Source organism: Streptomyces sp. NPDC031132, assembly GCF_055570595.1.
This window is the reverse complement of sequence record NZ_JBVIGX010000007.1, coordinates 43,411-70,406: the sequence shown is the minus strand read 5'-3', so window position 1 is coordinate 70,406 and position 26,996 is coordinate 43,411. Positions and strand designations below refer to the sequence as shown.

Annotated in this window: 28 protein-coding genes; 11 read left to right on the top strand and 17 right to left on the bottom strand. The window is 71.0% G+C overall.

Going from position 1 to position 26,996, the window contains the following annotated elements:
* Position 1 precedes the first annotated feature (1 nt).
* Positions 2–619: a CatB-related O-acetyltransferase gene (locus tag ACZ49B_RS12720; protein WP_468304840.1), complete on the bottom strand. Its 618-nt coding sequence runs from the start codon at positions 617–619 to the stop codon at positions 2–4.
* A 213-nt stretch (positions 620–832) separates the two neighbouring features.
* Positions 833–2,227 carry a (2,3-dihydroxybenzoyl)adenylate synthase gene (locus ACZ49B_RS12715; RefSeq protein ID WP_468304161.1) on the bottom strand — a complete coding sequence of 465 codons (1,395 nt, stop codon included), beginning with the start codon at positions 2,225–2,227 and terminating at the stop codon, positions 833–835.
* Positions 2,228–2,552: 325 nt separating this feature from the next.
* Between ACZ49B_RS12715 and ACZ49B_RS12710 the strand changes: the two genes are divergently transcribed.
* The 3 genes from ACZ49B_RS12710 to ACZ49B_RS12700 are packed head-to-tail and all read left to right on the top strand — an operon-like array spanning position 2,553 to position 4,430.
* Entirely contained in the window at positions 2,553–3,182 is a 630-nt protein-coding gene (locus tag ACZ49B_RS12710; RefSeq protein WP_468304159.1) for a hypothetical protein, read from the top strand.
* Positions 3,179–4,201 carry an NAD-dependent epimerase/dehydratase family protein gene (locus tag ACZ49B_RS12705; protein WP_468304156.1) on the top strand — a complete coding sequence of 341 codons (1,023 nt, stop codon included), beginning with the start codon at positions 3,179–3,181 and terminating at the stop codon, positions 4,199–4,201. The genes ACZ49B_RS12710 and ACZ49B_RS12705 overlap by 4 nt, the downstream gene beginning before the upstream one ends.
* 40 nt (positions 4,202–4,241) lie before the next feature.
* Positions 4,242–4,430, top strand: a complete 189-nt coding sequence (locus ACZ49B_RS12700) for a DUF6381 family protein (RefSeq protein ID WP_468304153.1) — start codon at positions 4,242–4,244, stop codon at positions 4,428–4,430.
* Between the two features lie 5 nt (positions 4,431–4,435).
* Here ACZ49B_RS12700 and ACZ49B_RS12695 read toward each other — a convergent pair whose 3' ends face one another.
* The 5 genes from ACZ49B_RS12695 to ACZ49B_RS12675 all read right to left on the bottom strand — a co-directional run bounded on the left by ACZ49B_RS12695 (position 4,436) and on the right by ACZ49B_RS12675 (position 6,869).
* Positions 4,436–4,873: a VOC family protein gene (locus ACZ49B_RS12695; RefSeq protein WP_468304150.1), complete on the bottom strand. Its 438-nt coding sequence runs from the start codon at positions 4,871–4,873 to the stop codon at positions 4,436–4,438.
* 91 nt (positions 4,874–4,964) lie between these two features.
* On the bottom strand, positions 4,965–5,342 hold the full coding sequence (locus ACZ49B_RS12690; RefSeq protein WP_468304147.1) for a hypothetical protein: 378 nt from the start codon (positions 5,340–5,342) through the stop codon (positions 4,965–4,967).
* Between the two features lie 214 nt (positions 5,343–5,556).
* On the bottom strand, positions 5,557–5,754 hold the full coding sequence (locus tag ACZ49B_RS12685; protein ID WP_468304144.1) for a CsbD family protein: 198 nt from the start codon (positions 5,752–5,754) through the stop codon (positions 5,557–5,559).
* Positions 5,755–6,027: 273 nt separating this feature from the next.
* Complete coding sequence (locus ACZ49B_RS12680; protein ID WP_468304141.1) at positions 6,028–6,489, bottom strand: DUF5709 domain-containing protein; 462 nt, start codon at positions 6,487–6,489, stop codon at positions 6,028–6,030.
* Between the two features lie 56 nt (positions 6,490–6,545).
* Complete coding sequence (locus ACZ49B_RS12675) at positions 6,546–6,869, bottom strand: plasmid stabilization protein (protein ID WP_468304138.1); 324 nt, start codon at positions 6,867–6,869, stop codon at positions 6,546–6,548.
* A 325-nt stretch (positions 6,870–7,194) separates the two neighbouring features.
* Here ACZ49B_RS12675 and ACZ49B_RS12670 point away from each other — a divergent pair, with 325 nt between their 5' ends.
* Together ACZ49B_RS12670 and ACZ49B_RS12665 are read left to right on the top strand one after the other, a co-directional pair.
* Positions 7,195–7,470, top strand: a complete 276-nt coding sequence (locus ACZ49B_RS12670) for an isoamylase early set domain-containing protein (RefSeq protein ID WP_468304134.1) — start codon at positions 7,195–7,197, stop codon at positions 7,468–7,470.
* 49 nt (positions 7,471–7,519) lie between these two features.
* Positions 7,520–7,918 (top strand): cofilin family protein, encoded by a 399-nt coding sequence (locus ACZ49B_RS12665; RefSeq protein WP_468304131.1) that lies wholly within the window; start codon positions 7,520–7,522, stop codon positions 7,916–7,918.
* A 130-nt stretch (positions 7,919–8,048) separates the two neighbouring features.
* On the opposite strand, the gene ACZ49B_RS12660 is transcribed toward ACZ49B_RS12665, so the two are convergent.
* Entirely contained in the window at positions 8,049–8,498 is a 450-nt protein-coding gene (locus ACZ49B_RS12660) for an SRPBCC family protein (protein ID WP_468304128.1), read from the bottom strand.
* A 742-nt stretch (positions 8,499–9,240) separates the two neighbouring features.
* On the opposite strand from ACZ49B_RS12660, the gene ACZ49B_RS12655 reads away from it, so the two are divergent.
* Entirely contained in the window at positions 9,241–10,563 is a 1,323-nt protein-coding gene (locus ACZ49B_RS12655) for a polysaccharide deacetylase family protein (RefSeq protein ID WP_468304125.1), read from the top strand.
* Positions 10,564–10,618: 55 nt separating this feature from the next.
* Here the strand turns inward: ACZ49B_RS12655 and ACZ49B_RS12650 are convergent, their stop codons facing one another.
* Positions 10,619–12,748: a transglycosylase domain-containing protein gene (locus ACZ49B_RS12650; RefSeq protein WP_468304123.1), complete on the bottom strand. Its 2,130-nt coding sequence runs from the start codon at positions 12,746–12,748 to the stop codon at positions 10,619–10,621.
* Between the two features lie 262 nt (positions 12,749–13,010).
* On the opposite strand from ACZ49B_RS12650, the gene ACZ49B_RS12645 reads away from it, so the two are divergent.
* Positions 13,011–14,150, top strand: a complete 1,140-nt coding sequence (locus ACZ49B_RS12645) for an amidase domain-containing protein (RefSeq protein ID WP_468304120.1) — start codon at positions 13,011–13,013, stop codon at positions 14,148–14,150.
* A gap of 68 nt (positions 14,151–14,218) precedes the next feature.
* Here the strand turns inward: ACZ49B_RS12645 and ACZ49B_RS12640 are convergent, their stop codons facing one another.
* The 7 genes from ACZ49B_RS12640 to ACZ49B_RS12610 form a co-directional block, all read right to left on the bottom strand.
* Positions 14,219–15,466, bottom strand: coding sequence for a serine hydrolase domain-containing protein (locus tag ACZ49B_RS12640; protein ID WP_468304117.1), 1,248 nt, complete (start codon positions 15,464–15,466; stop codon positions 14,219–14,221).
* A 411-nt stretch (positions 15,467–15,877) separates the two neighbouring features.
* Complete coding sequence (locus ACZ49B_RS12635; protein WP_468304114.1) at positions 15,878–16,039, bottom strand: hypothetical protein; 162 nt, start codon at positions 16,037–16,039, stop codon at positions 15,878–15,880.
* A 49-nt stretch (positions 16,040–16,088) separates the two neighbouring features.
* A complete protein-coding gene (locus ACZ49B_RS12630; RefSeq protein WP_468304111.1) occupies positions 16,089–17,921 on the bottom strand; it encodes a glycoside hydrolase family 15 protein in 1,833 nt (610 codons plus the stop codon).
* A 198-nt stretch (positions 17,922–18,119) separates the two neighbouring features.
* A complete protein-coding gene (locus ACZ49B_RS12625) occupies positions 18,120–18,467 on the bottom strand; it encodes a hypothetical protein (RefSeq protein WP_468304109.1) in 348 nt (115 codons plus the stop codon).
* 14 nt (positions 18,468–18,481) lie between these two features.
* Complete coding sequence (locus ACZ49B_RS12620; RefSeq protein ID WP_468304106.1) at positions 18,482–19,096, bottom strand: RNA polymerase sigma factor; 615 nt, start codon at positions 19,094–19,096, stop codon at positions 18,482–18,484.
* 363 nt (positions 19,097–19,459) lie between these two features.
* A complete protein-coding gene (locus ACZ49B_RS12615; RefSeq protein ID WP_468304103.1) occupies positions 19,460–20,233 on the bottom strand; it encodes an alpha-ketoglutarate-dependent dioxygenase AlkB in 774 nt (257 codons plus the stop codon).
* A complete protein-coding gene (locus ACZ49B_RS12610; RefSeq protein ID WP_468304101.1) occupies positions 20,217–21,446 on the bottom strand; it encodes a hypothetical protein in 1,230 nt (409 codons plus the stop codon). The genes ACZ49B_RS12615 and ACZ49B_RS12610 overlap by 17 nt, the downstream gene beginning before the upstream one ends.
* 249 nt (positions 21,447–21,695) lie before the next feature.
* Here ACZ49B_RS12610 and ACZ49B_RS12605 point away from each other — a divergent pair, with 249 nt between their 5' ends.
* The 3 genes from ACZ49B_RS12605 to ACZ49B_RS12595 all read left to right on the top strand — a co-directional run bounded on the left by ACZ49B_RS12605 (position 21,696) and on the right by ACZ49B_RS12595 (position 24,480).
* On the top strand, positions 21,696–22,259 hold the full coding sequence (locus ACZ49B_RS12605) for a DinB family protein (protein WP_468304098.1): 564 nt from the start codon (positions 21,696–21,698) through the stop codon (positions 22,257–22,259).
* Between the two features lie 311 nt (positions 22,260–22,570).
* Positions 22,571–23,584, top strand: a complete 1,014-nt coding sequence (locus ACZ49B_RS12600) for an SPFH domain-containing protein (protein ID WP_468304095.1) — start codon at positions 22,571–22,573, stop codon at positions 23,582–23,584.
* On the top strand, positions 23,581–24,480 hold the full coding sequence (locus ACZ49B_RS12595) for a hypothetical protein (protein WP_468304092.1): 900 nt from the start codon (positions 23,581–23,583) through the stop codon (positions 24,478–24,480). Before ACZ49B_RS12600 ends, ACZ49B_RS12595 begins: the two co-directional genes overlap by 4 nt.
* Positions 24,481–24,634: 154 nt before the next feature.
* Here the strand turns inward: ACZ49B_RS12595 and ACZ49B_RS12590 are convergent, their stop codons facing one another.
* Positions 24,635–24,976 carry a PRC-barrel domain containing protein gene (locus tag ACZ49B_RS12590; RefSeq protein WP_327360613.1) on the bottom strand — a complete coding sequence of 114 codons (342 nt, stop codon included), beginning with the start codon at positions 24,974–24,976 and terminating at the stop codon, positions 24,635–24,637.
* Between the two features lie 288 nt (positions 24,977–25,264).
* On the opposite strand from ACZ49B_RS12590, the gene ACZ49B_RS12585 reads away from it, so the two are divergent.
* A complete protein-coding gene (locus ACZ49B_RS12585) occupies positions 25,265–26,683 on the top strand; it encodes a cellulase family glycosylhydrolase (protein ID WP_468304089.1) in 1,419 nt (472 codons plus the stop codon).
* Positions 26,684–26,996: the final 313 nt, after the last annotated feature.

Sequence of the window (26,996 nt, the reverse complement as noted above, 5' to 3'; positions counted from 1 at the left end):
GTCACGCGCGCCGAGGACCGGCCGGGGCGGCGGCCTCCAGATCGTCGATGCTGCCGGACATGACGGTGCGCACGTGCCGGGTCAGGTGTTCGGCCGGCCAGTCCCACCAGGCGAGGGCGAGGAGGCGGGTGACGTCCGCCTCGCTGTACCGGGTCCGGATCAGCTTGGCCGGGTTGCCGCCGACGATCCCGTAGTCGGGGACGTCGTCGACGACGACGGCTCCGGAGGCGACGACCGCGCCGTGGCCGATGCGTACTCCGGGCATGACCGTGGCACCGTGGCCGAACCAGACGTCGTTGCCGACGACGGTGTCCCCGCGGCCGGGGAGGCCGGTGACGAGATCGAAGTGCTCGGCCCAGCCGCCGCCCATGATGGGGAACGGAAAGGTCGAGGGGCCGTCCATGCGGTGGTTGGCACCGTTCATGATGAACCGGACGCCGGTGCCCAGCGCGCAGAACCTCCCGATGACCAGCTTCTCCGGCCCGTAGTGGTAGAGCACGTTGCGGGTCTCGAAGGCGGTGGGCTCGTCCGGATCGTCGTAGTACGAATACTCGCCGACCTCGATCAGCGGAGACCTCACCAGCGGCTTCAGGAGTACGACGCGCGGCTGTCCGGGCATCGGATGGAGCACCGAGGGATCGGGCGGAACAAGATTCACGGTGGAACCCCTCCGGACGGGCTGTGCGTGCATGGACAGTAGGTCCATGATCCCGGACATGGGGTCCGGCACGTCGGCGGCGCTCTTCGCGCCCCGCGTACCAGCGGTGATCACGGGCGCGTCCGGCCGGAGAGGGACCGGGGACGGACGCCGACGAGCCCGATGCCCCGTCCCTCAGGGGCCGGAAGGATCCTCGAGGTCGTGGCCGGACTGCCGCGGGACCTCCTCGAGGCGGCCGGTCACCACCAGGTTGCCCTCCGGGGTGCGCCGCGCGAGTTCGCCGGTGCGGAAGTACCCGTCGGTGGTGAAGGAGCGTGCGTTGTGCTCCGGCGCCCGGTAGTAGCCGCGTACGGTGTACGGGCCGCGGGCGAGGAGTTCGCCGGGCTCCCCGTCCGGCAGGTCCTTGCCGTCGGCGTCGACGATGCGGATCTCGTCGTCGGCCGAGAGCGGCCGGCCGTGCGTGGTGAGCACGGTCTCGTCCGGATCGGCGGGCCGGGTGAGCGTGAGCAGCCCCTCGGCCATCCCGAAGACCTGTTGCAGGCGACAGCCCAGTTCGGGGCCCATCCGCTCGGCGATCGCCCGGTGCACGGGCGCGCCGCCGATCTGCACGAGGCGCAGACTGCTCAAGTCGGCCTGGACCGTGGGGAGTGCGTCGAGCCAGAGCCGGGCGGCGGCGGGCACGAGCGACGTGAGGGTGACCCGCTCCCGCTCGATGACCGCGAGGCATTCGGCGGGTTCCGGGTCCTCGAGCAGCACGACGGTGCCGCCGGCGGAGAGGGTACCGACGATGCCCGGGCAGCCGAAGGTGAGGTTGAACTCGGCGGGAAGCGCAGCGAGGTACACGTCGTTCTCGGTGAGCGAGACCAGCTCGGCGGCGGCCCGCGCCTGGTAGGCGTAGTCGTCGTGGGTGCGGGGAACGAGCCTGGGCGCCGCGGCGGCGCCGCCGGAGAGCAGGAAGAACGCCGCCTGGCCGGCGCTCTGCGCGAGCGCCGGCTCGGGCGCGGCGTCGATGGAGCCCAGCGGGGAGTACTGGCAGCCCGAGGGGTCGGTCGTCAGGCCGCCGTACGGGGACGACTCGCCCGGCGCCTCAAGGGTGAACACCCGCCGCAGGAAGGGCCATCGGGCCGCGATGTCCGCGGCCATCACCGTGTGGTCGAAGCCCTGGTACGTCGAGGGAGCGACGTACCCGACGGCCTGGGTGACCCGTACGAGGTCGGGCACCTCGGAGGCGCGGTGCGAGACGGGGCAGAACACGGGGATCACGCCGATGCGCATCAGCGCGAACACGGTGATGACGAACTCGGGCACGTTCGGCAGCTGGACGACGACCCGCTGCCCGGGCCGGAGGCCGCGCAGCCGGAACCCGGCGGCCATGCGGTCCACGCGCCGGTTCAGGTTCGCGTACGTGATGCGGGTGGCGCCGTGCACGAGCGCGGTCCGCGGTCCGTACTGCAGGGCCCAGCCACGCAGCAGGTTGTCCAGCGTGTTGCCACGCCAGTGCCCGGCCGCCCAGTAGTGGTCGACGTACTCCTCGGGCCAGGGCGTGCAGCCGTCGAGCAGGGGTGCCATGCGTTTCGCTTCCTTCCGGGCCGGCCGGTGTCCATCCGGGCCAGGGCCCCGGCCCTCCCCGACCTACGACGCCGGGAAGCAACTCGACGTCCTGACCTTGGAATCCAATGTTTCAACACGCCTGTACGCAATGCGCCTTCCTGACCATGGATGCCGAATTCCATCGGCGGAACGTCCAATCGGGGACGCTGACCAGCGGGAACGGCCCCTCCTGGGGTCGGCTCCACGCTCCTGGTTTGAAGGCCGCCAGGCCGGTCAGACGCCAAGGGCCACCCGCGTGCACCGGGGGCGGCAGCCGCCACGTCCAAGCGATCGGAACAGTGCCATGGATGCCAGGGAAACCCACCCCCACAGCTCGGAACCCCGTTCCTCCCCCGAAGCGACCCGGCAGCGCCTCCTCGCGATCTACCTGAACGACCACCTCGCGGGCGCCAGCAGCGGCGTCTCCCTCATCCGCCGCATGGCACGTACGCACCGCGGTACCCCTGCGGGGGTGCCCCTGGCCGCGCTGGCCGAGCAGATCGCCGATGACCGGGAGAGCCTGCGCGAGATCATGACGGCCCTCGACGTCCCCGCGCAGTGGCACAGGGTCGTCATGGGCCGCCTGGCCGAGAAGGCGGGCAGGGCCAAGCTCAACGGCCGCCTGGTGAGCCGCTCACCCCTCAGCGACGTCCTCGAGCTGGAAGCCATGCGGCTCGGAGTGGAGGGCAAGGCATCCCTGTGGCGGTCGCTGGGGACCCTCGCCGCCACCGCCGAAGCCCCTCTCGACCCGGTGGCCGTCGGCCGGCTCCTGGACCGCGCGCAGCGGCAGGCCGCCGTCCTGGAGGACCTGCGGGTGGAGGCCGCGGGCCGGACCTTCACCGCCACCGCCGAAGGCTCCGTCGGCGCCGGCCGGGGCCGCGCCGACGGCACTCCACGGCACCGGCTGTCGCGGAGGGCGGGGTGGGCGTCATGAGGGTCGTCGTCACCGGCGCCAGCGGCAACGCGGGCACCAGCGTGGTCGAGGCCCTGGCGGCCGACCGGGCGGTCACCGACGTGCTCGGTGTCGCCCGTCGCCGGCCCCGCCTGAGCATCCCCGGCGTGCGGTGGACCGAAGCCGACGTCGAGCCCGGCCGCAGCGACCTGACCGAGGTCTTCGCGGGCGCCGACGCGGTCGTCCACCTCGCGTGGAAGTTCCAGCCCACCCACGACCCCGTGGTCACGTGGCGGACCAACGTCCTGGGAAGCATCAACGTCTTCGAGTCCTGTGCCCGGGCCGGTGTCCGCGCCCTGGTGCACGCCTCGTCGGTCGGCGCGTACTCGCCCGGTCCGGACGACGGGCGCCCGGTCGACGAGTCCTGGCCCACCCACGGCTGGCCGGGCGCCGCCTACACCCGGGAGAAGGCCTATCTGGAGCGCTACCTCGACGGCTTCCAACTCGCCCACCCCGAACTGCGGGTGGTGCGGATGCGGCCGGCGTTCCTGTTCAAGAAGGAGTCGGCGAGCGAGCAGGGCAGGATCTTCGGCGGCCGGTTCCTGCCGTGGCGCCTGATCCGGCCGGGCCTGCTGCCCGCACTGCCCGCCGTGTCCGGCCTGCGCTTCCAGGCCCTGCACACCGACGACGCCGCCGAAGCGTACCGGGCGGCCGTCGTCCGACCCGTCCGCGGCCCGTTCAACCTGGTGGCCGACCCCGTACTGAATACGGCCGCCGTGGCGGGCATCCTGCGCGCCCGTACGCTGCCGCTCCCGGCCGGCGCCGCCCGTGCCGCGCTCGCCGCGGCCTGGCGGGTGCACCTCGTACCGGCCGATCCCGGCCTGCTGGACGCCGTACTGCGCCTCCCCCTGCTCGACGCCGGCCGGGCCCACGACGAGCTGGGATGGACGCCGTCGACCACCGCCACGGAGGCCGTCGCGGCGTTCCTCGAAGGCCTCCACCAGGGAACCGGCCTCGACACCCCACCCCTGACCCCCGCAGCGGCGGGCGCAGGGCGTTAGCAGCAGGGACAGACCATCAGCAGGAGTGAGAGGACCGACCATGAGCGAAGGAAGCCGGCCGAGCGAGCGGACTCGGCAGATGCGTGACAAGGCTCAAGAACTCGAGCAGGCGGCCCAGCACGCCACGGATCCCGTGGAACGGCAGCGGCTGAGGGACAAAGCCCTGCGCATTCGCGAGAAGAGCGAGCAGGTGAACGGGAGGGGCAGCGGAACCATGGACCCCATGTAGCCCTCTCAGCCGGGGGCGCTTCCGGGGACGCTTCCGGGGGCGAGGTCTTCGCGGACGGCGGCGAGCGCGAACGCGTGGCCGGCCGGGTCCGCGTAGCGGCGCAGGGTGGTCCGGCTGCCCGGCAGGCTGCCGTCGTCCTCCGCGGCCACCGGGCGGGCCCCCAGGGTCACGGCCTCGCGCTCGGCCTCGTCGAGGCACCGCTCCTCCACGAGGATGCACAGATGGGCCTGTTGGGAACCCTCCGGGAGCGGCCAGCTCGGCGGGGCGTGGTCCGGGTCGCGGCGGACGCCGAGTACCACCCCGGCGCGGCCGGTGACGAGGAGGAGGTCCCCGTCGCCCGGGGCCGGTCCTGCCGTGGCACCGAGCAGTTCGGCGTAGAACCGTGCCAGCAGCTCGGGCTCGGCACTGTCCAGGACGAGAACGGTTGTCTTGGGTACGGTCATGCACCCCGTTTGCCCTGTGTCGACGTCCGTACACGGCGCGTGTCCGTAGGCGGGGCCGGACGGTGGGGACCGGCTCGGCGCACTCGATCACTCAGGAGCGGATGCGGAGTCCGATCTCCCTCTCCTGATCGCCCGACACGGCTCCCAGGTCCTCGACGGTGAAGTGTCCGGCGAGCGCGGCCTGCACCCGCTCCACCGCGCGGGGGCCTCCCTGGAGCGTGACGCTGACCGGGTCCTTCAGCCGAACGGGCGTTGCCTGCCGCTCCGCCGGATCCGCCGCCTTCGCCGCGTCGAGGGTCGCGCTCCACACGGTCGCGGCCAGTCCGCCTTCCGCTGCGCTGCCCGCCCCGGCCTCTCCGGGGAAGGAACGCTCGAGCAGGTCGAGGACGGCACGCGCGTCCTCCGCAGAGCAGTCGCCGACCGCCACCACCACTTCGGCCGCCGGATTGTCCTTGTCCTGGCTGTCCATCAGGGGCTACCTCTCTCGCGCCGCGTACGTCGGGGCCGACCCCGCGGAACAGGCACGTCCACGCTCACACACGGAGTCGGCCCCCGCATCATTTGCCGCACGGAGGTGTGACTCCTTCCCCTGCCGGGGGCCGGACCAGGATGCGGCCCGCGACGCCGGGGCGCCGCGGGCCGCATCCTGGTCCCGTGAGTCCGAGAGGACCCGCCGGGCGGCGTCAGGTCCTGTCGCGCTTGTCGCGCAGGGAGTCCTGGATGCCGCGGGCGCGCTCCTCGGTTTCGCTCACGGCTTCCTTCGCCTTGCCCTTGGCCTGGTCCATCTTGCCCTCGGTCTTCATCCGGTCGTTGCCGGTGGCCTTGCCGACGGCTTCCTTGGCCTTGCCCTTGGCCTGGTCCATCTTGCCCTTGTCAGCCATGGTGAACTCCTTGGTTCGTGGGAATCCCGACGGGGTCAAACTAGACGAAACCGGACGGTCGCGCGCGGTGGGGCCGGCGGTTGCCGCGCGTGGGCGGAACGGACCTGCCCAGGGGACCCGAACGTTCCCCGGTCTCCTTGTCCGAGCCTGCGGGTCCGGGCCGTGCACAGGCCGCCTGCCCGGTCGCACCCCTGGCATGCGCAACGATTGCGATTCCCCACCGGATGGACTGCGCGTCGTCGGTCCTGCCGCTGTCGGCGGGGCGGGGGCGCGCTACGGCTGCCCCTCCTCGGGGTCCTCGATGACGTGCACGGCGGCTTCCTCGGCCGATGCGGCCCCCGCGTCGATCCCCACGTCGTGCGCGAGGACGGAATTCGCGTGGGGCGAGGCGGTGGCCGGGGCCAGCCGTCCGGCGCGCGGGCCGCCCGCCTGCGCGTCCACGGGCTCGCCCTCGCCGTCGACCAGGTCCCCGATGCCGTCTCCCGCCGGGGGTTCCTGGTCGGGTTCCTCCCGGGCGAGGCGTTCGTCGAGGCTCTCGCCCTGCTGTTGCGCCACACCGGTGGTGGCGTCCCCCTGCCTCGTATGGGGCCGCTCGGGCGGGGAGTAGCCCTCGTCGAGCAGCGCGTCCGTGCCGGGCTCGCCGAGGCTGTCGTCCATGTCGGGCTGCCGTTCGGAGGCCTCGTCCTCCGGCTGGGGCTGGTAGACGTCGTCGCCGCGGGCATCGGTATCGCTCATCGGTCCGCCCTCCTTCTCGTCGCGGAAGCCGTCGGAAGCACACCGCGTGTTCTCCGTCAGCGGCCGAGGGCCCGCTTGAGTTCGGCCTTGTCCATCTTCGAACGGCCGTCGATGCCGCGCTGCTTCGCCTCGTTGTAGAGCTGCTCCTTCGTGGGGCCCTGGGAGCCGCTGTGAGAGCGCTGCCCGCCCCGCTTGGACGACGACATGTCCTGCGTGGAGGAGCGGCTCGCGGTCTTCGACTCCCCGGAGCGGGCGCGTTCCTTGTTGACCGTGCGGGCGGCGATCTCCTTCGCACGCTTCGTGCTCTCGCCGCGCTGTTCGGCGCTCTCCTTGATGTGTTCGTACTGACGTTCACGCTTGGGACTGGAACCGCGAGGCATGGTGGCTCCTCCACTCGGCTCGGATGCGGAATCTCGGATGCGGAATCTGTTCACGGGTCCACCGGATCCACCGGACCCGTACGGCGCCTGCCCGGCGAGGACGACGTCATTCAGCATTCGAGCCCTCTACTCCCTGCCGTGGAGCCGCGGCAGCGGAGCGAAGGCGCCGCTCCGCGCGCCGCGTCGGCGACCGGGCGGCTGAACCCGACCCCACCGGCCGGGTGACCACCTCGTCCCCGACCGGCGTGTGAAGCCGGCGCCTTCACGTTTCCGGACGAGGATGCTCCGGTCGGTTCCCCTCTCCCCGTCGGCTGGAGTGCACACGGTGCTCGAACGCAAAAAGCTCAAGGGTCGCACCCAGGTCACCTTCGTCCTTCCCGAGGACGCCCCGCCCGGACCGGTCAGCGTGGTCGGGGACTTCAACCACTGGAACCCCGCAGCCCACCCCTTGGAGTCCCGGGGGAACGGCACCCGGGCCGCGACCGTCACCCTGCCCGCCAACAGCGGACACTCCTTCCGCTACCTGGCAGCCGGTGACCACTGGTTCGACGACGAGAACGCCGACGATCACGACGGCACCAACAGCCGCCTCCACACCTGACCGGCGCGGACACGCTCTGCTCACCGAACTCGGCGACCAGGAGGCCCGTGTGAACAGCCCGGCCGGCCTTTCGGAAGGCTGCCTTGACGCCCTCCAGCGTCTGAAGGAGACGCGGGAGATCAACACCGTGATTTTCCGCGACACGCCCGGTGGACTGGCGCCGGAGGTCGAGGGGAACCTGACCCACGACGAGCTGCTCCAGGCGCTGCCCGTCGACGAGCCGCGCCTGGTCGTCCACGAGCTGTCGTTCGCCAGCCCGGAAGGCATGCGCAGGAACGAGCGCGTACTGATCCTGTGGGTCCCCCCGGGGGCGAGTGAGCGGGACGAGGCGGCCTACACGCCCGGCTACACCGCGCTGGAGGAGTTCCTGGCAGACGTTCACGTCCGCCTCACGGCCAGGCGGACGGACCAGCTGGAGTACCAGAGGCTCGTCGCCCTGGCCGGCTGAGCGCGCCGCGGCTGCCGCACGGCGGCCCGGACGACACGCAGGCCGGCGGCCGCCACGCCGTGCAGGTGTGGCGGCTGCCGAAGCCTTTCCTCACCCGGACGGGCTGCCGGTGAGCGGGGGCCGGCCCGGGTCAGACCTGTCCGCGCCATGCCCCGGTGGCCGTACCCCGGTCTTCGATGAAGTGCTTGAACCGCTTCAGGTCTCCCTTGACCTGGCGGTCGACGAAGCCGAGCTTGTCGCCGATGTTCTCGGCCATCCCGTCCGGATCGAAGTCCATCATCAGCGTGACCTGGGTGTGCGACGGGTCGATCGGCCGGAAGGTGACCAGCCCCGACTGTTCGGTCTCACCACCGACGGTGACCCAGGCGACCTTGGTGTCCGGGATCTGTTCGGTGATCTCCGCGTCGAACTCCCGCTCGACGCCGGCGATCTTCGTCACCCAGTGCGTGAGCGTGTCCGAACGCTGTTCGATCCTCTGGACCCCGTCCATGAACTGGGGGAACGACTCGAACTGCGTCCACTGGTCGTACGCTGCCCGGACGGGAACGTCGACCTCGATCGACTCCTTGACCTGCGACATGACGTGCCTCCTCGGTCTGGCGGATCGTGATGCGGGAACCTGGGCCTCGGCCCTGTCCGGCTCCCGCGGGGCATCGCATCCCTGCCCGCTCGCCACCCGCCTGCCCCGGCGTTCTCGCGGTGACTCCCCGAACGGGCCCACTTCCCGAGCCAACCGGCCCTCGGGGCAGTCTCTGCCGGGGTCGGGTCGGCCCGTTCCCCGTACGGAGCGAGGAGCACGGTGGAGCCGGCTCCCTCCGGGTCGCCGTCGCCGGTGGCGCGGAACCGGCCCCCCTCGATGTCGCCCAGCCGGACGGCGCCTTGCGCGCCGTCGGCCTCCGCAGCAGCGCGGGGCTCAGGAGCCACCGCCCGTCCCCCCGTGCACGTCGCGCCTGCGGCCCAGCGGGGTCAGCGCGACGTCCGGACGATTCGGTGCACTCTCGGACCATGTCCGGTGCATCGCCCGGGGCATGGGCGCAACCCCACCAGAGCTACGACCTGCGGTTTCCCACCCCTGCGAGAGAAGAGTCCCGGGGGCCCCACAGCTGAAGCAGTACGGGCCCACCCTGCGTTCGACCGGACGCGGCCCCAGCCCCTGGGGCTGGGGCGCCGTCCCCGAAGGGGTTGTCCGGCGCGGGCTGTGAGTTGGCTGTGAAGCGACGGATTGGTGAGCCCGGAGTGTGGGATGAGTGCCGACAAGTTCTATATTCGCATGAACCATCCACACGCGGCCCGGCTGCGGGGAACTCAGGGGGACGACTGCGATGGCCGATACCGACACCGCTCCGGGTGCCCGGACGGAGTCCCGGACCACCCGCAAGGTACGGAGGAAGGCGCAGACCCGCAGGCGGCTGAGCATAGGCATCGCCGTGATCGCCGTGGCCGGGGCCACCGCCGCCGCGTTCGCCTTCACGGGGGGTGGCCCCTCGGGGGCGGACCAGAGCGATGCGAAGCTCGGGGCCCCGGGCGGTGCGGCCGACGGGGCCGCCGCTGCGAAGAGGGCCGAGGAGGCCTGGGACGGCAAGGTCAAGGTGCTGGGAGACGGCTCCACGTCCTACACCGGGCCCCAGCCGGGACAGCTCAAGCCCGAGCGGCTGAAGCCCGGGGAGAAGCCGCCGCAGTTCGTCGTGTTCTCCTGGGACGGCGCGTTGGAGGGCGACGACCACCTCTTCTCCCACTTCCGCCAGGTGGCCCGCGAGAACAAGGCTCACATGACCTTCTTCCTCACGGGCATCTACCTGCTGCCGGAGAACAAGAAGTCGCTCTACCGGCCGCCGCAGCACAATCAGGGTTCGGCCGCCATCTCCTACCCGACCGTCCCGCACGTGAAGAGCACGCTGGAGCAGTTGCGCGGCGCCTGGGGGGACGGCGACGAAATCGGTTCGCACTTCAACGGGCACTTCTGCGGGCCCAAGGGCGGCGGGGACTGGAGCCCTGCCGAATGGAAGAGCGAGATCGACCAGACGTACGGGTTCGTCAAGAACTGGAAGACCAATACCGGTTTCCTCAAGGAGGCGCCGCTGCCCTTCGACCCGGACCGGGAAGTGGTCGGAGGCCGGGCGCCCTGCCTGGAGGGCCAGAAGAACCTCCTGACCGCGATCAAGCCGTACGGCTGGCGCTACGACGCGAGTTCCGCGGGAGACTTCCAGCTGTGGCCGTCGAAGCAGGACGGCATATGGAACTTCCCCCTGCAGCTCGTACCGCTGCAGGGCAAGGAGGTGCAGGTCCTCTCCATGGACTTCAACTTCCTCTTCAACCAGTCGGGCGACAGCACGCAGGGCGACCCGGCGAAGTTCTCGGCGTGGCAGGCGCAGACGCGGGGCTCGTATCTGAACGGCTTCAACCGTGTCTACAACGGCAGCCGGGCGCCCATGTTCATCGGCAACCACTTCGAGGACTGGAACGGCGGCATCTACATGAAGGCCGTCGAGGACGTGATGAAGGACGTCTGCCCGCGCCAGGACGTCCGCTGCGTGTCGTTCCGGGAGCTGGCGGACTGGCTCGACGCGCAGGACCCGAAGGTCCTGGCCCAGCTGCGCACGCTGGACCCCGCGCAGGCACCGGACTGGGCGTCGCTCGTCAAGTAGCCGGGGGGCGCGACGGTCGCCGGAGCCGGGGGCCGGGCAGCGTGCGCTGCCCGGCCTACTTCACCGCCTTGATGTAGTCGGACCACAGTTGAACCGCCCGCTCGCTGCCGGGCGTGCCCGGGGCGTCGCCGCCCAGTCCCGTCAGCGGCAGCGGAACCAGGTCGGTCAGTGACATCCGGTAGACCACCACGGCCGTGGACTCCTGCTCGGTGCTGGCGACGAACCAGCCCGCCGTGTTCTCGACCGTCGTTCCGGTCTTGCCCGCCGTCCCGGCGTGCGCCTTGCCCGCCGCCTTCGCCGATCCCTCCGTGACCGCGTCCCGCAAGGCGTCGGTCACCGCGCGGGCGGTCTTGGCCGTCACGGCCCGGGCCGGCTGCGGCGCATCGACCGGCACCGCAGCGCCGTTGCGGGTGATCGAGCGCACGGAGTAGGGGTCGGTGTGCATGCCGTCGGCGGCGAAGGTCTCATAGGCGCCGGCCATGCGGATCGCACTGGGCGTCGAGTTCTCCCCGAGCGCGAACGTGGGGACCCGTGGCCCGAGGCTCGATCCGAGCAGGCCCGCGCGCTGGGCGTACGACTGCACCCCGTCGAGGCCCACGTCGAGACCGAGTTGGAGCATGGGGGTGTTGACGGAGTCGGCGACGGCCTGGCGCAAGGTCACCTGCCCCCAGTTGCGCCCGCCGTCGTTGTGACCCTTCACCACCTTGCCGCTGCGGTCCCAGTACGGGCCCTCGGGCGTCTGTACGGTGACCTGGTCGTCGCCGTTGTACGTGGTGGAGGGGGAGACGGGCGTACGGGTCTTGCCCCGTGTGCGCAGCACTCCTTCGTCGAGCGCGGCGGCGTAGACGATCGGCGTGAACGCCGTGCCGACCGGGATGGTCGTCGCGTTCGACTCGTTGAAGCCCTGCTTCAGATAGTCGGGGCCGCCGTACACGGCGAGCAGCCGTCCGTCGGGGGCGACGCTCGCCGCACCGATCTTCGCGTTCTTGTCCGTGTCGGGCCGCCGCACGGGGTCGAAGTCCTTCTGTGCCTTTTGGACGGCGGAGGTCAGGGCCGTCATACGGGTCCGGTCGAAGGTCGTGTAGACCTGGTAGCCGCCGAGGTCGAACTCGGAGTCCGTGATGTGGCCCGCCTTGATCGCGTAGGCCTTGGCCAGCTCGACCAGATAGCCGGTCTGCGCGCCGGGGGTGCCGGGGAGGGCGGCCCCGGACGGCTCGGGGAACGTCGTGTAGGTGGCGCGCTCGGCGCGCGAGAGCCGGCCGGTCTCCACCATGCGGTCCAGGATCCAGGCCCAGCGTTCGACGGCCCGCTCGTGGTTCTCCTTGCCGAGGGCGGGGTCGTACAGCCCGGCGCCCTTGAGGAGGGAGGCCAGGAAGGCGCCCTCGCTGGCATTGAGCTGCGAAACGTCCTTGCCGTAGTACGCCTGGGACGCGCGCTGGATCCCGTAGGTCCCGCGTCCGAACCAGCTGGTGTTGAGGTAGTCCTGGAGGATCTGCTTCTTGTCCCGCTGGTTGTCCAGCTTCACGGCGAGCAGGAGCTCGGTGAACTTCCGGGAAAGCGTGCGGTCCTGGTTGAGGTAGGCGTTCTTCACGTACTGCTGCGTGATGGTGGACCCACCCTGGGTCTCGCCGCCCGTCGCAGCGGCACCCAGGGCGCGCAGGACGCCGGACGGTGAGACGCCGGGATCCGAGTAGAAGCTCGAGTTCTCGGCAGCGAGGACGGCTCCCTGGACCTGGGGAGGCACCTTGTCCAGCGGCATCTCCTGCCGGCTGACCCAGCCCGTGCGGGCCATCGTGGAACCGTCGGCCCAGTAGAAGACGTTGTCCTGCTGTGTGGCGAACGAGTTGAGGTCGTCGGGTATGTCCGTGGTCGCATAGGCGTACGTCAGGAAGCCCGCCAGGCCCGTGAACGCGTACAGGCAGGCACCCAGCCACTGGCGCCAGGAGGGTATCCACCGGCGCCAGTCGCTGCGGCCCGGTCTCGGGTAGTCGGGCCGCAGGCGCCGCAGCTGTGTGCGCGCCGCAGCCGCGGCCGGTGCGAGGGCCCCCGGCCGGCCGGCCGTCGCCCGGGGACGCCGCCGCGTCCCGGACTTCCCCCGCCGGCCCCGCGTGCCTCCTCCGCTGCCCTCCGAAGCCGCCCGCCCGCCCCACGATCGCCCTCTTGCGGACGTATCCTGCCTGCCCACTAGGAATGCCCCCTTGCTGTGCTTTCCTGCATACCCTAGAGGCATTTGCTGTGAGGACGGCGTGGGGGCATCGGCATCCGGCCGCGAAGTGCAACGCCCGTACCGGAAGACGAACCGGAGGCAGACCGCCCTGGGCGTGAGGCGCGTGGGACGACTTCCGTCAGGTGGCGGTCGACGAAGCGGAACGCGCTGAAGGAGTCGCCCGGTTGTGCGAAGATTCCGTCCCCCGGTTCGTGTGGACCGGGTGACAAGGGGAAAAGCAGTGATACCAAAGAGGTTCAGGCTTGCCGTCGGCGCAGCCTTGACCGTGACCCTGTCGTCCGCGACGCTGTTCGCCTACTCCGCGAGTGCGGGTTCCGGGCCGCAAGCAGCCGACCGCGCGACTGTCGACGCCTTCGCCCGCATGGCCGACGACGTGCTCTCCCAGCGCACCCAGGCTCTGGTCGAGGACCAGCCGGGGCACCGCAACTCCGGTCCGGCCTCCGCGAAGACGCGCATGTCGGCCCAGCTGAAGAAGGACGAGGACGCCGCGATCTCTTCGCTGCAGTCCCGTAAGACGCGTCTGGCGGCGCTCGGCGAGGCCTACACGGGTGCCAGCACCCACGTCGCCGTGGACCGTGCCACGGTCACCGGCGGGAAGGCGACCGTCGAGGTCACCGAGGACACCACGCTCACGTACAAGAAACTGCGCGGGGACGAGCCTGCCACGACCGACTTCCGGACGCGCTACGAACTGACCCTCACCAGCAAGCGGGGCGGTGCCTGGGAGCTGACCTCGATCAAGTCCCAGGACAACGGCCCCGTCGCGATCAACGAGCCCGTGGCCGCCAAGGCGAAGGTGGTCAAGGACGACGGCAATCAGTATCCGAACGGCACGCCCGCGTCCACCAAGTACCCCGCTCCGGCGAAGCCCAAGGCGAAGACCGGCGGTGCCTACGACTACGCGGCGATGTCGAAGTACGCGGAGAAGTACTGGAGCAGCTACAACCCGGCGTACCGCAAGTTCAACGGAGCCGGGGGCGACTGCACCAACTTCATCAGCCAGGCGCTGAAGGCGGGTGGCTGGAAGACCGTCCCGGGCTCCACGACGGACTACCGCAACTGGTCGTACGACAGCACCCGCCAGACCGACTCCTGGGTCGGCGCGAACGAGTGGGCGTGGTTCACGCTGTCCAACCAGCGGGCTGCCAACCTGGCCAACGTCTACCAGACGGACGTGGGTGACATCGTGCAGGTGGACTTCAACAGGGACGGGTCCAAGGACCACTCCATGATGGTGACGTACCGCAGCAACGCCGGAATGCCGTACCTCACGTACCACTCCACCAACACGTACCGCAAGTCGCTGGCGAGCATCATCGCGTCCTACCCGGACGCGATCTATTACGCCTACCGCACCTGACGGGTGCCCTTCGGCTTCTCCTGCCGCGGCGCCCCCGCGGCAGGAGAGGCCGGCCTCCCCAGGCCGGGTCAGCGGTCGATCGGACCGTTCCCCTGGCGGAGGAGGGAGTCGGCGAGCTTGCCGCCGGGGGTCGGGGGCGGGGTATTGCCGCAGAACTCCGCTTCGATCACGTTGACGTAGAGCGAGCCGTCCTGGAGCCAGTCGCCGTTGGCGTTGAACGTCAGCTGGTGGTCCCCCGCCCGCGTTCCCACCATCGCGGACAGCGAGCCGTTCGTACGTCCGCTCTTGCCCACCACCGTCACGCCGCAGGACAGGGTCGCGAACTCGACGCCGAGTCCATAGCCGAACCCCTCCCCCGCCGGCACCTCGTCGAGCATCTGCTCCATCTGAGCCGGGGGCAGCAGTTCGCCACGCATGAGGGCGCGGTGGAAGCGGTTGAGGTCGCCGCCGGTGGAGATGACGTCGCCGGCGGCGCCCAGCCAGGTCATGTTCTGTTCCGTGGCGTCGTGGATCTCGGCGTCGGGCTCGCTCCGGTGGAGTCGGGAGTAGCCGACGGGGTGCGGGGCCGGCATCTGCGGCGCGGTGCCGGGGAACGACGTTCCGCGCAGCTTCAAGGGGCGTATGACGCGGCGCGTGACCTCGTCGGCGTACGAACGGCCGGTCACCCTCTCGATCACCATGCCGGCGATCACGAAGTTGGTGTTCGAGTAGAACGGCGCCCTGTGCGGGTCGGGGCGCGGCGGGTACGTGAGGGCGATCGCGACGAGTTCTTCGGGCGTGTGGGAGTCGTAGCGGTGCTCCGGGAATCCGGGGCCGGCGGCGTCGTGCACGAACGCGGGGTCGTCGGTGTAGTTGGCGATGCCGCTGGTGTGGTTCAGCAGTTGGCGCAGGGTGATCGTGGTGCCGTCGTAGCCGTTGCCCCGTATCAGGCCGGGCAGCCACCGCTCGACCGTGTCGTCCATGCGCAGTCGCCCCTCGGCCTCCAGTTGGAGGAGGACGGTCGCGATGAACGTCTTGGTGATGCTGGCCCCGCGGAAATGGTCACCGGCCGAGCGCTCGCGACCCGTGGCCGTGTCGGCGTAGCCGGCCGTGTCGAACCACCTGGCCCTGCCGTCCTGGGTGTGCGCGGCCGCTCCGGGCAGGCCTCCGGACTCGACGAGGGCCCGCAGCGCTGCTCGCGTCGCGTCGTGCCCACCTCCCCGTTGCCCGGCGTTCGCGGCGTTCGCGGCGTTCGCGGTCGGAGCGAGCACGGCCGCGCTGACTACGGCGGCCAGTGTCAGCGCGAGCGAGGCGGTGCGTAAGGACCGCTGCTTCATGGGTGGGACCTCCGGAGTGCCGTGGGAGCGCCGGTGGTGCCCCCTGTGCCCGGAGAGACTCCCGACGGACGCCCGGGGTTGACTTCGCGATCGACCGGCCCTTCCAGTCCATCGTCAGGAGCCCTTCGAACGTGCCGTGTTCTGGGTGGCGCGGATCCCACGGCCCGTCGCCCGCGCCGCCGCAACACGGCGTCGGAGGTGAGCAGCCCCTCGACCAGGAGGGCTTCGCCGGCCGGCCGTCCCTCGGCGTGGGGAAGAGCGCCATCAGCCGGTCGGCGGCGACCGCGCCGGCCCGAGGGCCGAGGGCCGAGACGACGGCAAGCGTGAAGCGCGTTTCAGCGTGGTCGCTTCCTTGTCCACTCTGTTGCCTACGACTCTGTTGCCTACGACCGGCTGCGGGGCGGAGGTCGCTCAGACCAGCACGTCCTTGTAGAAGATGCTGGAACGCCGGTCGCCCTCCAGACCGGTTGCGAAGCCGAGGAAGAGGCGGGCCTCGCCCGCGTCGGTGCGGTAGACCGCCAGGCCCTTCGGCTCGCGGTGGTAGAGGACAGCGACATCGTCTCCGCCCGGCACGCGGTCCAGCTGTTCCGGGAGGCGCCGGAGGCCAGGTCGGCCGTGGGGCTCAGCCGAGGGCGCGGTCGAGGTTGAAGGCGGCGCTGATCAGCGAGAGATGGGTGAACGCCTGGGGGAAGTTGCCGAGTTGTTCTCCGCTGCGGCCGATCTCCTCGGCGTAGAGGCCGAGGTGGTTGGCGTAGGTGAGCATCTTCTCGAAGGCCAGCCGGGCCTCCTCCAGGCGTCCGGCGCGCGTGAGCGCCTCGACGTACCAGAAGGAGCAGATCGAGAACGTGCCCTCGGCGCCCTGCAGGCCGTCCGGGCTGGCCTCCGGGTCGTAGCGGTAGACCAGCGAGTCGGAGACCAGATCCGTGGTGAGCGCATCCAGGGTCGAGAGCCACTTCGGGTCGGTGGGCGAGATGAACTTGGCCATCGGCATCATCAGCACGGAGGCGTCGAGTACGTCGTCCCCCAGCCCTTGGACGAAGGCGCCGCGCTTCGCCGACCAGCCCTCCCGCATGATCTGCCGGTAGATCGCGTCCCGACTCCGCTGCCAGCGGGGAAGATCGGCCGGCAGGCCACGCCGGTTGGCCATCCGGATGGCCCGTTCGATCGCCACCCAGCACATCAGCCGTGAGTAGACGAAGTTCCGCCGGCCGCCCCGGGTCTCCCAGACGCCCTCGTCGGGCTGGTCCCAGTGGTCGCAGAGCCAGTCCACCACTGCGTCGACCTCGTCCCAGTGATCACTGCTGATGGGCTGGCCCCACTTGTCGTAGAGGTAGACCGAATCGATCAGCGCGCCGTAGATGTCCAGCTGGAGCTGCTTGGTGGCGGCGTTCCCCACCCGCACCGGAGCGGATCCCAGGTGCCCTTCGAGGTGAGGCAGCTCGGATTCGGGCAGGTCGGTGCGCCCGTCGATGCCGTACATGATCTGCAGCGGACCAGTGGGGCCGACGCCCCGCATGATGCCCCGGTCGGACAGGAAGCCCATGAATGCCTCGGCCTCCGTCGTGAAGCCCAGGCGGAGCATGGCGTAGATGGCGAAGGCGGCGTCGCGGACCCACACGTACCGGTAGTCCCAGTTGCGCTCACCGCCGACCCGTTCGGGCAGGCTGGTCGTCGGCGCGGCCACGATCGCACCGGTCGGCACATAGGTGAGCAGCTTGAGTGACAGCGCGGAGCGGTGCACCATCTCCCGCCACCGGCCGCGGTAGCGCGAGCGGCCCAGCCAGTGGCGCCAGAACCGGACCGTCGCCTCGAACTGCTCCTCCGCCTCGGCGCGCGGACAGGCCCGCGGGCGAACGTCGTCGCTGATCCGGTCGAGGGCGAACACCACGGACTCGCCTTCGAGGAGCTTGAAGTGCGACCGGACGTCCATGCCGTCGGACTCGAGCGGCGCGGTGGCGGACAGCGCCAACGACAGGGACGGCGACTCGAAGACGGCCTCGTGGGCTTGCGCGCGTACGGTGTGCGCTTCGGCGCCGTAGCCGAAGCGAGGGGCTATCCGCGCCTTGAAGGGAAGGGTGCCCCGCACGCAGATCACCCGCCGGACCAGCCGGTGCCGGGACGCCTCGCGCGACTCGTCGACGACCGGCATGAAGTCCTGGATCTCCGCCACACCGTCGGCGGCGTAGAACCGTGTGATCAGCACGTTGGTGTCGGGGAAGTAGAACTGTCGCGTGCGCGCCGGCACGTCGGCGGCCAGCTCCCACGATCCGCCTTTGTCGGCGTCGAGAATGGACGCGAAGACGCTCGGTGCGTCGAAGCGCGGGCAGCAGTACCAGTCGATCGTGCCGTTGGTCCCGACGAGGGCGGCGGTGCGAAGATCTCCGATCAGGCCGTGTTCGGAAATCGGCAGATAGCGTGCGCCATCCACTCCCCCGGATCCGTTCCCGGACTCCATGCCGGCCTCCCTCCTGTCTCGCCGTGAGCAGGTGCGGGAATCAAGAAGACCTTGTCCTTCATGGTAGAACGCCCGTGGATTCCGGCGCGGCGATCCGGAGAGCGATGCCGAACATTTGTTCGCATCCGGTCTGCCGCGGTACCGGCGCCGCCGCCGGGACTTGCAACCCGCGCAGCGGCGCCCGGAGCCAAGCGGGGTTCAACCGGTCTTCGGCTCGTCCGGGGTGTTCGCCGCCGGGTGCGCCTTGGTGAGTGTGCAGACGCCGTCCACACACTGGCGCTCCATACGGCCGCGCGAGATGGTCTGCGCCAGGCCGATCATCCAGCAGGTGGGGCAGCCGCGGAAGGCGATCAGGGCCAACGGCGCCGCCAGCAGTGTGGCCGGACCGGCGACGGGCACCAGGGCGATCGATCCGATGAGCAGCCCGAAGCCGATGGCGCCGCGCGCCAAGTGCCGCGGAACGGACGTGCCGGCGAAGTCCCTCTGCGCCGAGGACCGTGTCGTGGCCCGGGCCTCGGCGCCCGGCGCGGGCTTCGCTGTGTTCACGCTCTTGACGGTGTTCACGGTCGTGAGACTCCTCCGGCTGGTGGGTCGATGGCGGGATCGGGTGCCCGATCGGATGCATGGTCGGTCGCTGCCAGCGAGTGACGCAGTGCTGCGCGGGCTCTGTGCAGCCGTGATTTCATCGCGACGTTGCTCAGACCGAGCGCCTGGGCGACGGTCCTGCCCGGCAGGCCCTGCACGTCCCGCATGATCAAGACCTGCCGCTGGTCACGCGGAAGGGCGCTGACGGCGGCCGCGATCCGCTCCGCCTCCAGCCTGTGCAGCACCGCGTCCTCGGCGGACGATTCCGCAGTCGCCTCCGGTCCGGCCGCCGACGCCTCGTCGCTCCGCGGGGCGAGCAGCCGTAGCTGCCGGAGGCATTCGTTGCGCACGATCCGGAACATCCATGAGGCAAGCGCGCCCGTGGCCCGCAACGTGCCGATCTTCCGGTAGAGGATGATCAGCGCCTCCTGTGCGGCGTCCTCCGCGTCCTGCGGTGTGGCGCACAGCGAGATGGCGAACTTGCGCACGTGGGGCTGGGATTCCATGACCACGGTGGTGAGGGAAGCGACGTCGCCGTCCTGAGCGGCCTTGATCAGCCGCTCGTCCGGCCAGGGGAAACGTTGGTTCATCTGCGACTCATATCTGGAAGGCGCCCCGCGCGCATGCCCTGGTCAGCCTCGGCTCTTGTAACGCCGCGTGAGATGCCAGCCGCAGGCGCCCACGAGCAGGGCGCCGATGACTACGAGGCCAGTGACCATCATGGTGGTTCCTCCCGGTTCCGCCGGCCCCTTCGGCCGGTACACGGATAAGAGGCGGGGAGGTCCGGAGAGGATTCGCCTCCGACCGAAGTTTTTCCACTCCGACCGATGACGGGTGCGCCCCGAGCGGCTCCTCGCTCCGGGAGGGGTGGTGCTGGTGGCTTGTGCCCCGCACCTCGCCGCACTGGCCCTGGCCCTGGCCGTGAGCCTGGCCCGCCCCGAATGACACGGCCGTCAGACGGGCGGCATCAGATCGCTCTCGCTGACGGTGTACGTCAACGGGGGGTAGCCGAAGTCCGTTTCGTTGTTCTCGCGGCGTCGCAGGCGGTAGAACTCCTGCCGCTGTTCCTCGTCGGCCGACGTGAGGCGCGCACCCTGCGGGAAGTGCGCCTGACCGTCGTGGAACCGGAGGAGGGTCTTCGAGGTGCGGAAGGTCACCCCGAGCCACTCGTTCGCCGCTCCCTGGGCGGCGGGCGCGTCCAGGACGATCTTGTGCCGGAGCCGCCGGTTCGCCATGACGGAGAACACGACGACTCCGTTGTGGGCGAGGGGAACCTCGAAGCCCTCGCCACTCGACTCCTTCGACTCGAAGACCAACTTCCTCGGCGGGCCCGCCTCGGGACGTCGGTAGCAGGAGACGACGGCGATGTACGAGCCCTCGGCCAGATCGAGGGCCTGGTCGGAATGGCTGCCCATGGTGCGGTAGGCGTTCGTGTAGCTCTCGATGAGCGCGTTGTTGAAGCCGACCGGAAGCGCCGCACGCTCCTGCACCTGCCGCGCCAGCCGTTCGTGCACCGCCCGGAAGGCCTGCGTCGGGCTGCCGTACCGCGTGGTGGTGCGTACGAGGGGCACGGCGCCGCTCCCGTCGACCCTGGCCAGCGTGGCGCCCCGCCGGCCCTTCCCCAGGTCCTCGAGACGGGCCGAGGCGGACAGCTCCCCGAAGAGGTCCGCGTCGGCCGGAAGGGCGTAGGAGCGGACCTCGTCGGCGAGGTCAGACCCGCGGCGCATCGTAATCACCCGCGTTCATGCTGAAGAGGAACCGGTCGCCGTAGTCCATGGAGGACGTGGTCCTGTTCTCCTCGGCGTACAGCCTGCGCAGCTCGTCCGTCCCGGCCTGGGTGGGCGGGCCCAGCTCCACCAGGTCCCCGGGCGCTTTGAGGTACGTACGGCCGTTCTTGTGGACGGCTTCGGCGCTCGAACAGCGCACCACGTAGCCCAGGCGGGTCGGGAGCAAGGCCGCATCCAGCGCCGAGGGCCGGACCTCGTGCGTGTACAGGCGGTTGGTCGACAGCGGCATGAAGAACACGGAGCCGGGGTGGAGGGTCAGGCTGAACTCCTCGGGGAGCGCGGCCCCGTCACGTCCAGCGGCCGGCTCCTTGAGGCGGAACCGGAGCCTGGTCAGCCCGCTGACGCCCTTCAGCCCGTAGTCAAAGGCGTCTTCGGCCAGGGGCCGCAGCCGGTCGAGCCCGTCGTAGAAGGTGCAGAAGGCCATGATCCCGTCGACGGGCATGTCCTTGGTCTTGTCGGCATGGGCCGAGATCCTGGCCTTGGACTGCTTGCGCTCGGCGGTGGCCGGGGTGTTGTGGTAGATCTGCGCGAGGACGTGGTTCAGCGGCGCCTGGTTCCGGAACACTTTGGCGGCCTCGCGGTTCAGGGCCTCGACGATGTGCGTGTCCGTCGCGCGGAAGTTCTCGGTCGGCCCGGAGAGGTTCGTGGAGCACCGGAGCAAGCGGAAATGCAGCTCGTCGCCGTCCCGGGTGACGGGCGTCAGGTAGATGCCGCTGCGGTGGGCCGTTCCGGGCTTGGTGGACTCCGTCAGGGACTGGAACTCGTGCTCCGCACGGACCCGTCCGAAGTGATCGGCGTCGGGCGCGAAGAAGCGCGGGTAGTACACGCCGACCCCGTGCACGCGGCGGGGAACCCGCCCGGCGGCGACGAAAGCCCGGGTTCCGTCGAACTCGTCGCGGTGGCCGTGCGACAGCTCCCGGACGACGAACACCCCGGAAGCGCCGTTCAGGCAGCGGTCGTCGATCGCGGAAAGGTCGCCGCACAGGTAGACGTGCTTCCCGGTGAGGTCCGGCGAACCGGAGGCAAGGTCCTCCGGCGTGATCGTGGACCCGAAGAAGTCCCTGCTCAGGTCGTGGTGTTGCGCCGCCGGGGGCACGACCAGGACGTTGTTCCCCTCGTCGATGGAGGCTTCTGTCAGCCCTGTTGAGTGCATCGGACGGTACCTGTCCACCGAAGACGTCGCCATGATCACATCATCGCAGCCCTGGAGTGCGTCCGGGAAGGCAGCGCGATTCCGGTAGGGGCGCACCCACCGCGCCCTCAGCGACAGCGGGGCCCGCTCCTGGGCCATGTCGACACGAACCCCGCGCCGCCCACGGCCGGCAGGAGTCGGGGGGTGGGGCGGGCCCACCCCGGCCGAGCCTGCGGGCGGCCGGTGCGGGCCCGGCCTAGCGTGGGTCCCATGGCACTGGCACCGGACTGGAACACGCTCCTGGCCGAGCAGCTCGACTGGCACTGGCAGCACCAGCTGCGCGCCCGTCTGGACGGTCTTACCGACGACGAGTACTTCTGGGAGCCCGTACCGGACTGCTGGTCGGTGCGCCCGCGCGGCCAGGGGACGGCCCCCGTCCAAGGCGGTTCCGGTGGCTTCACCATCGACTGGGCGTATCCGGAACCGGTACCCGCGCCCGTCACGACGATCGCCTGGCGCCTCGGGCACGTCCTCGTCGGCGTGCTCGGGGCACGCAGCGCGTCCCACTTCGGCGGGCCGCCCGTGGACTACATGACCTACGCGTATCCGGCCACCGCGGCCGAGGCGTTGGAGCGGCTCGACGAGGCGTACGCGCGGTGGACCGACGGGGTACGCGGTCTGGGGGCCGAAGGGCTGGCGCGACCGTGCGGCGGGGCCGAGGGGGCGTACGCACAGGAGCCGATGGCGACGCTCGTCCTGCACATCAACCGCGAGATGATCCACCACTGCGCGGAGGTCTCCCTGCTCCGGGACCTCTACGCGCACCGCACCTGAGGCCGCCGGTTCGCCGGCCGCGCAGCCGCGGCCCGGCAGGCCGAACCCCTCGGAACGGATCTGCACGGGGCCACGTCGCCCTCCAGGACCGTGACGGGCTTCGCCACCCATGCCGGCATCCCCTCCACCACTGATCGCCGGCCCCGCACCGCGGGCAGTACCCCCGGCGTCGGCACGGCAGGCCGCCACATCCGCCGCGGCGGTACGCGGGCGGGTGGTCGACCCGGTCGCCCGGCCACCTTTTCTCGTCATCTTGACGATATGGACGGTTGCTCGTTATCGTCACCCTGACGAAATGAAGGGGGTTCGCCATGGCCGACATCACCCGGCGCTTTGGATGGCGTCATCTGCGCTCCGCGCCCACCGCTCACATCCGCCACCACAAGCGCGGCCGGCTCGTCCACGACGGCCGGGGGCTCAGCTTCTGGTACCGGTCACTGTCGGCGGCGCTGTCCGAAGTGCCGGTCGACGACCGGGAGCTCGCCATGGCGTTCCACGCCCGTACGGCCGACTTCCAGGACGTCACCGTGCAGGCCACCGTCACCTACCGGATCAGCGGACCGGCCGAGGCGGCGGACCGTCTCGACTTCTCCGTCGACCCGGACACCGGGAGCTGGCGCGGCGCGCCCCTGGAGCAGATCGCCACCCTCCTCACCGAGACGGCACAGCAGCACGCGCTGGACGTACTGGCCCGGACCCCGCTGGCCGCCGCCCTGGTGGACGGCGTCACCTCCGTACGGCAGCGGGTCGCCGACGGTCTTGCCGCCGAGCCCAGACTCCCCGACACCGGCATCGACGTGGTGGCCGTACGCGTCGTGGCGATCCGCCCCGAGGCCGAGGTGGAGCGCGCCCTGCGCACCCCGGCCCGCGAGCAGATCCAGCAGGAGGCGGACCGGGCCACCTACGAACGCCGGGCCGTCGCCGTCGAGCGCGAGCGCGCCATCGCGGAGAACGAGCTGGCCAGTCAGATCGAACTGGCCCGGCGCGAGGAGCAGTTGGTCGACCAGCGCGGAATCAACTCCCGCCGTGAGGCCGAGGAGCAGGCCGCGGCCGATGCCGTACGGACCGAGGCCGAGGCGGCGCGCAAGGTCCGCCTGGCCCGCGCGGAAGCCGAAGCGGCGCGCGAGACCGGCGCGGCGCGCGCCGAGGCCCAGGGCGCCTGGCTGCACGTGCACGGCGAAGCCGACGCGGGCACGCTGCACGCCATGGCGGCAACCCGGCTGGCGGAGAACCTGCCGCGCATCGAGAGCATCACGCTCTCCCCGGACCTCCTGACCGGCCTCCTCACCCGGCTCGGACGTCCGGACGGCGGGACGGGCGCGTGAGCCTGGCCCCGCGGGCGGTACTCGTGCACCGCACGACCGAGTACGAGGAGCTGCTCGCCCGGCACGGGACGCACGGGCAGGCCGCGTTCTTCCTCTCCAGCCGGGGCCGCTCGATCGCCGAGGTGGTCCGCCGCCACGACCTCGTGCAACAGGCGTTGCGCGAGGTGGCGGCGGCGGTGCCGCTCACCTGGCGCAGCTCGCGGGTGGAACGGGCGGACCTGGACCGCTTCCTGTTCGCCCCCGAGGACGTGGTGGTCGTCGTCGGCCAGGACGGCCTGGTCGCCAACACCGCGAAATACCTGCGCGGGCAGCCGGTCGTGGGCATCGACACCGACCCGGGGCGCAACCCGGGCGTCCTGGTCCGTCACCGCTGCGCCGACACGGCCGCCCTGCTGCGTGCCGCGACCGCCGCCGGGAGCCGGACGGAAGAGTTGACCATGGTCGAGGCCGTCGCCGACGACACCCAGCGCCTCCTCGCGCTGAACGAGATCTACCTGGGCCCGCCCGGCCACCAGACGGCCCGCTACCGCCTGGGCCCGGACACGGAGGACGGCGCCGGCGAGGCCCAGGCGTCCTCCGGGGTGCTGGTGGGCACCGGCACGGGCGCCACCGGCTGGCTGCGCTCGCTGTGGCTGGAACGCGGCAGCACCACCGAGCTGCCCGCACGCTCCGAGGCGCGGCTGCTGTGGTTCGTACGCGAAGCCTGGCCCTCGCCCGTGACCGGAACGACGAGGGTCGCGGGTGAACTGGGGCGGGGACAGGGGCTTCGGCTGACCGTCGAGTCGGACAGGATCGTCGTCTTCGGGGACGGGATGGAAGCCGATGCCCTTGAGCTGACGTGGGGACAGAGCGTACGGCTGGGCATCGCGGAGACCTCCCTGCGCCTGGTCACCTGACCACCCGCCCGGGTGAGTCGGGCCGCGGCGTCGTTCAGGGCCGACTGCCACGGGGCCGGGGCCGAACCCGAAGGCGACCGGTCGTCCGTGCGCGGGCCGAGCCGCCCACCACCCCGAGCGTGGCGCCGGTCACCGCGCGCGGTGTACCCCGGGCTCATCCTGCGTAGTACTTGCTGATCTCCTGGCGGTAGTCCGGGTCGCGCAGGTGGTTGTCGCGGTGGAACTCCGGAGCGGCCTTGATCTGGTCCTTCGTACGCTCCAGGTGGACCGTCTTGTTCTCCCTGTCCACGCGGAGGATCGTCCCCGCCGGAAGCAGGACCTCCTTGCCGAAGATCCACACCCCGGTGTCCACCACGATGTACGCGTCGGAGACCTCGCTCGAGTGCCTGTCGACCTTGCCGATGTGGCCGTCGACGGCTTCGACGCGGTACCCCGTCAGGTCCTCGCCCGTCGGATGGATGATGCCGGAACGGTAGGCCCACATGTCGTCGGTCATGCCGCAGCTCCTTCATGGTGTCGGCGTCTTCGTGTCGTGCTCCGTCCCGCCTGCCCCGTGAGCCGGACTCCATACGTCCGCTCCGCGCGTGCGGCGATGCCGTGCTCGGGACCCCGAGCGGTGCCGGCAGGAGGTCCGTGGGCACGGGCCGGGGAGGGACGGGGTGGGGCCCGGGTGGGAAGTTCCGCCAACTTCCAGAGATTCCTGGGAACTTGGGCTTCTCGCCAGTAACATCCGACCGCCCAGTAGCACGCCGTACGAGCAGTCGCCCTCGAAGGGGTCCCCCGCATGCGCCCGACCTCCCGCGTCGCACCCGTCGCCCTCGCCGTGGCCGCCCTGCTGTTCGGCGTCCTGCCCGCGCAGGCCCAGGCCCGGCCCGGCCGTGTCCCCGACCGGGTCACGGTCGGGGACCGTACCTTCATCACCGACGGCCAAGGCCGTGCGCTCCAGTGGCGCGGCTTCAACCTCGCGGACAAGAGCAGCCGCGGCGCCGACGCGTTCGCCGACATCCACGAGAGCGACCTCGCGGACATGTCCGCCCGGGGCTTCAACCTCGCGCGCCTCGCCTTCTTCTGGGACGACCTCGAGCCCACCTCGGGCCACTACGACCGCGGCTACCTCGCGAAGATGCGCCACATCCTCGACTGGGCGGAGCGCTACGACATCAAGGTCGTCCTCGACGCCCACCAGGACGTGTACGGGCCTCACTTCGGCTCCCGCGGCGTCCCCGACTGGGCCACCCGCGACGAGGGACTGCCGTTCACGCCGATCCCCGACGACTGGTTCTCCCAGTACTTCGAGCCCTCCGTGCAGACCGCGTTCGACCACCTGTACAAGGACTCGGACCTCCGCGCGGCCCACGCCCGCATGTGGATGACGGTCGCCTCCGCCCTCGGCAGGCATCCGGCGCTGCTCGGCTACGACCTGATGAACGAGCCGTTCGCCAAGTTCCTCGAAGGCGAGGACCTCCCCGCCGCCGCGGCCCGCTTCGAGGCCACCGAGCTCACGGAGCTGTGGAACCGCCTTGCCCGGGCGGTCCGCCTGGTCGACCGCTCGTCGTGGGTGTTCGTCGAGCCCACCGTCATCGTCGGTCTCGGCGTCCCGACCCGGATGGGCCCCATCGACGACCCGCACGCCGCGTACGCGCCGCACTTCTACGAGACCGCGATGGAAACCGGCGCAGACTACGACCCCGAGGGCACCTTCATCCCCGCCTACGAGGCTGCCATCAGCGACTACCCGGCCCGGAACCGCATGCCGGTGATCGTCGGTGAGTGGGGCGGCAACCCGTACGTCCCGCACGGGAGCCGGTTCGTCACCGACATGACGGCCTCCCTGGACCGCTTCTCCAGCGGCTGGACGTGGTGGCAGTGGTGCCGCGGCGGGGGCTACTGCTTCCTCGACCAGGCGGGCGCCGTGAAGCCGGGCGCCCGGCTGCTCGTCCAGCCGTACGCGCGAGCCGTCGCGGGCGACCCGCTCGGCTTCGCGTACGCCCCGGCCACCCGCACCTACACGCTCACCTTCCGCACCCGCGACGACGCCGGAGGGGCCACCCAGATCACCGTGCCCAAGGAGGCGTACCCGAGCGGCTACCGCGTCGACGTCCGGGGCGACAGGGCAAGTTGGGCCGGCCACGGCCAGACAGTCTCCGTACGCACCCGCGCCGGGGCCGGAGCCCTTTACGAGGTCACAATCAGCCCGAGGTAACCGGTTGATGGACGGCCTGCCAAGGGCGAGACGAGTCCCACGCTGCAACTCGTCGTCGTGCCCGCGGTCCTCGAATGTCGGATCGCCGTTGCGGGAGAGGACCAGCACCGGAGGCTCGGCGTGCTTGCCTGACGGGGAAGACGGGTGTGGATTCCGGCGTGCTGGTGACCACCGCGTCGACCCGCTCGTCCGTCACTGTCCCGGGGCCACCCGGACGCGGCAAGTCACCCAGGCCGGATCAAGAGTGGGTACGGCTGGAATCGATCCGCTCCACGGCTGAATCCACGCGAACGCGGCCGGGGCGGCGGGCGTG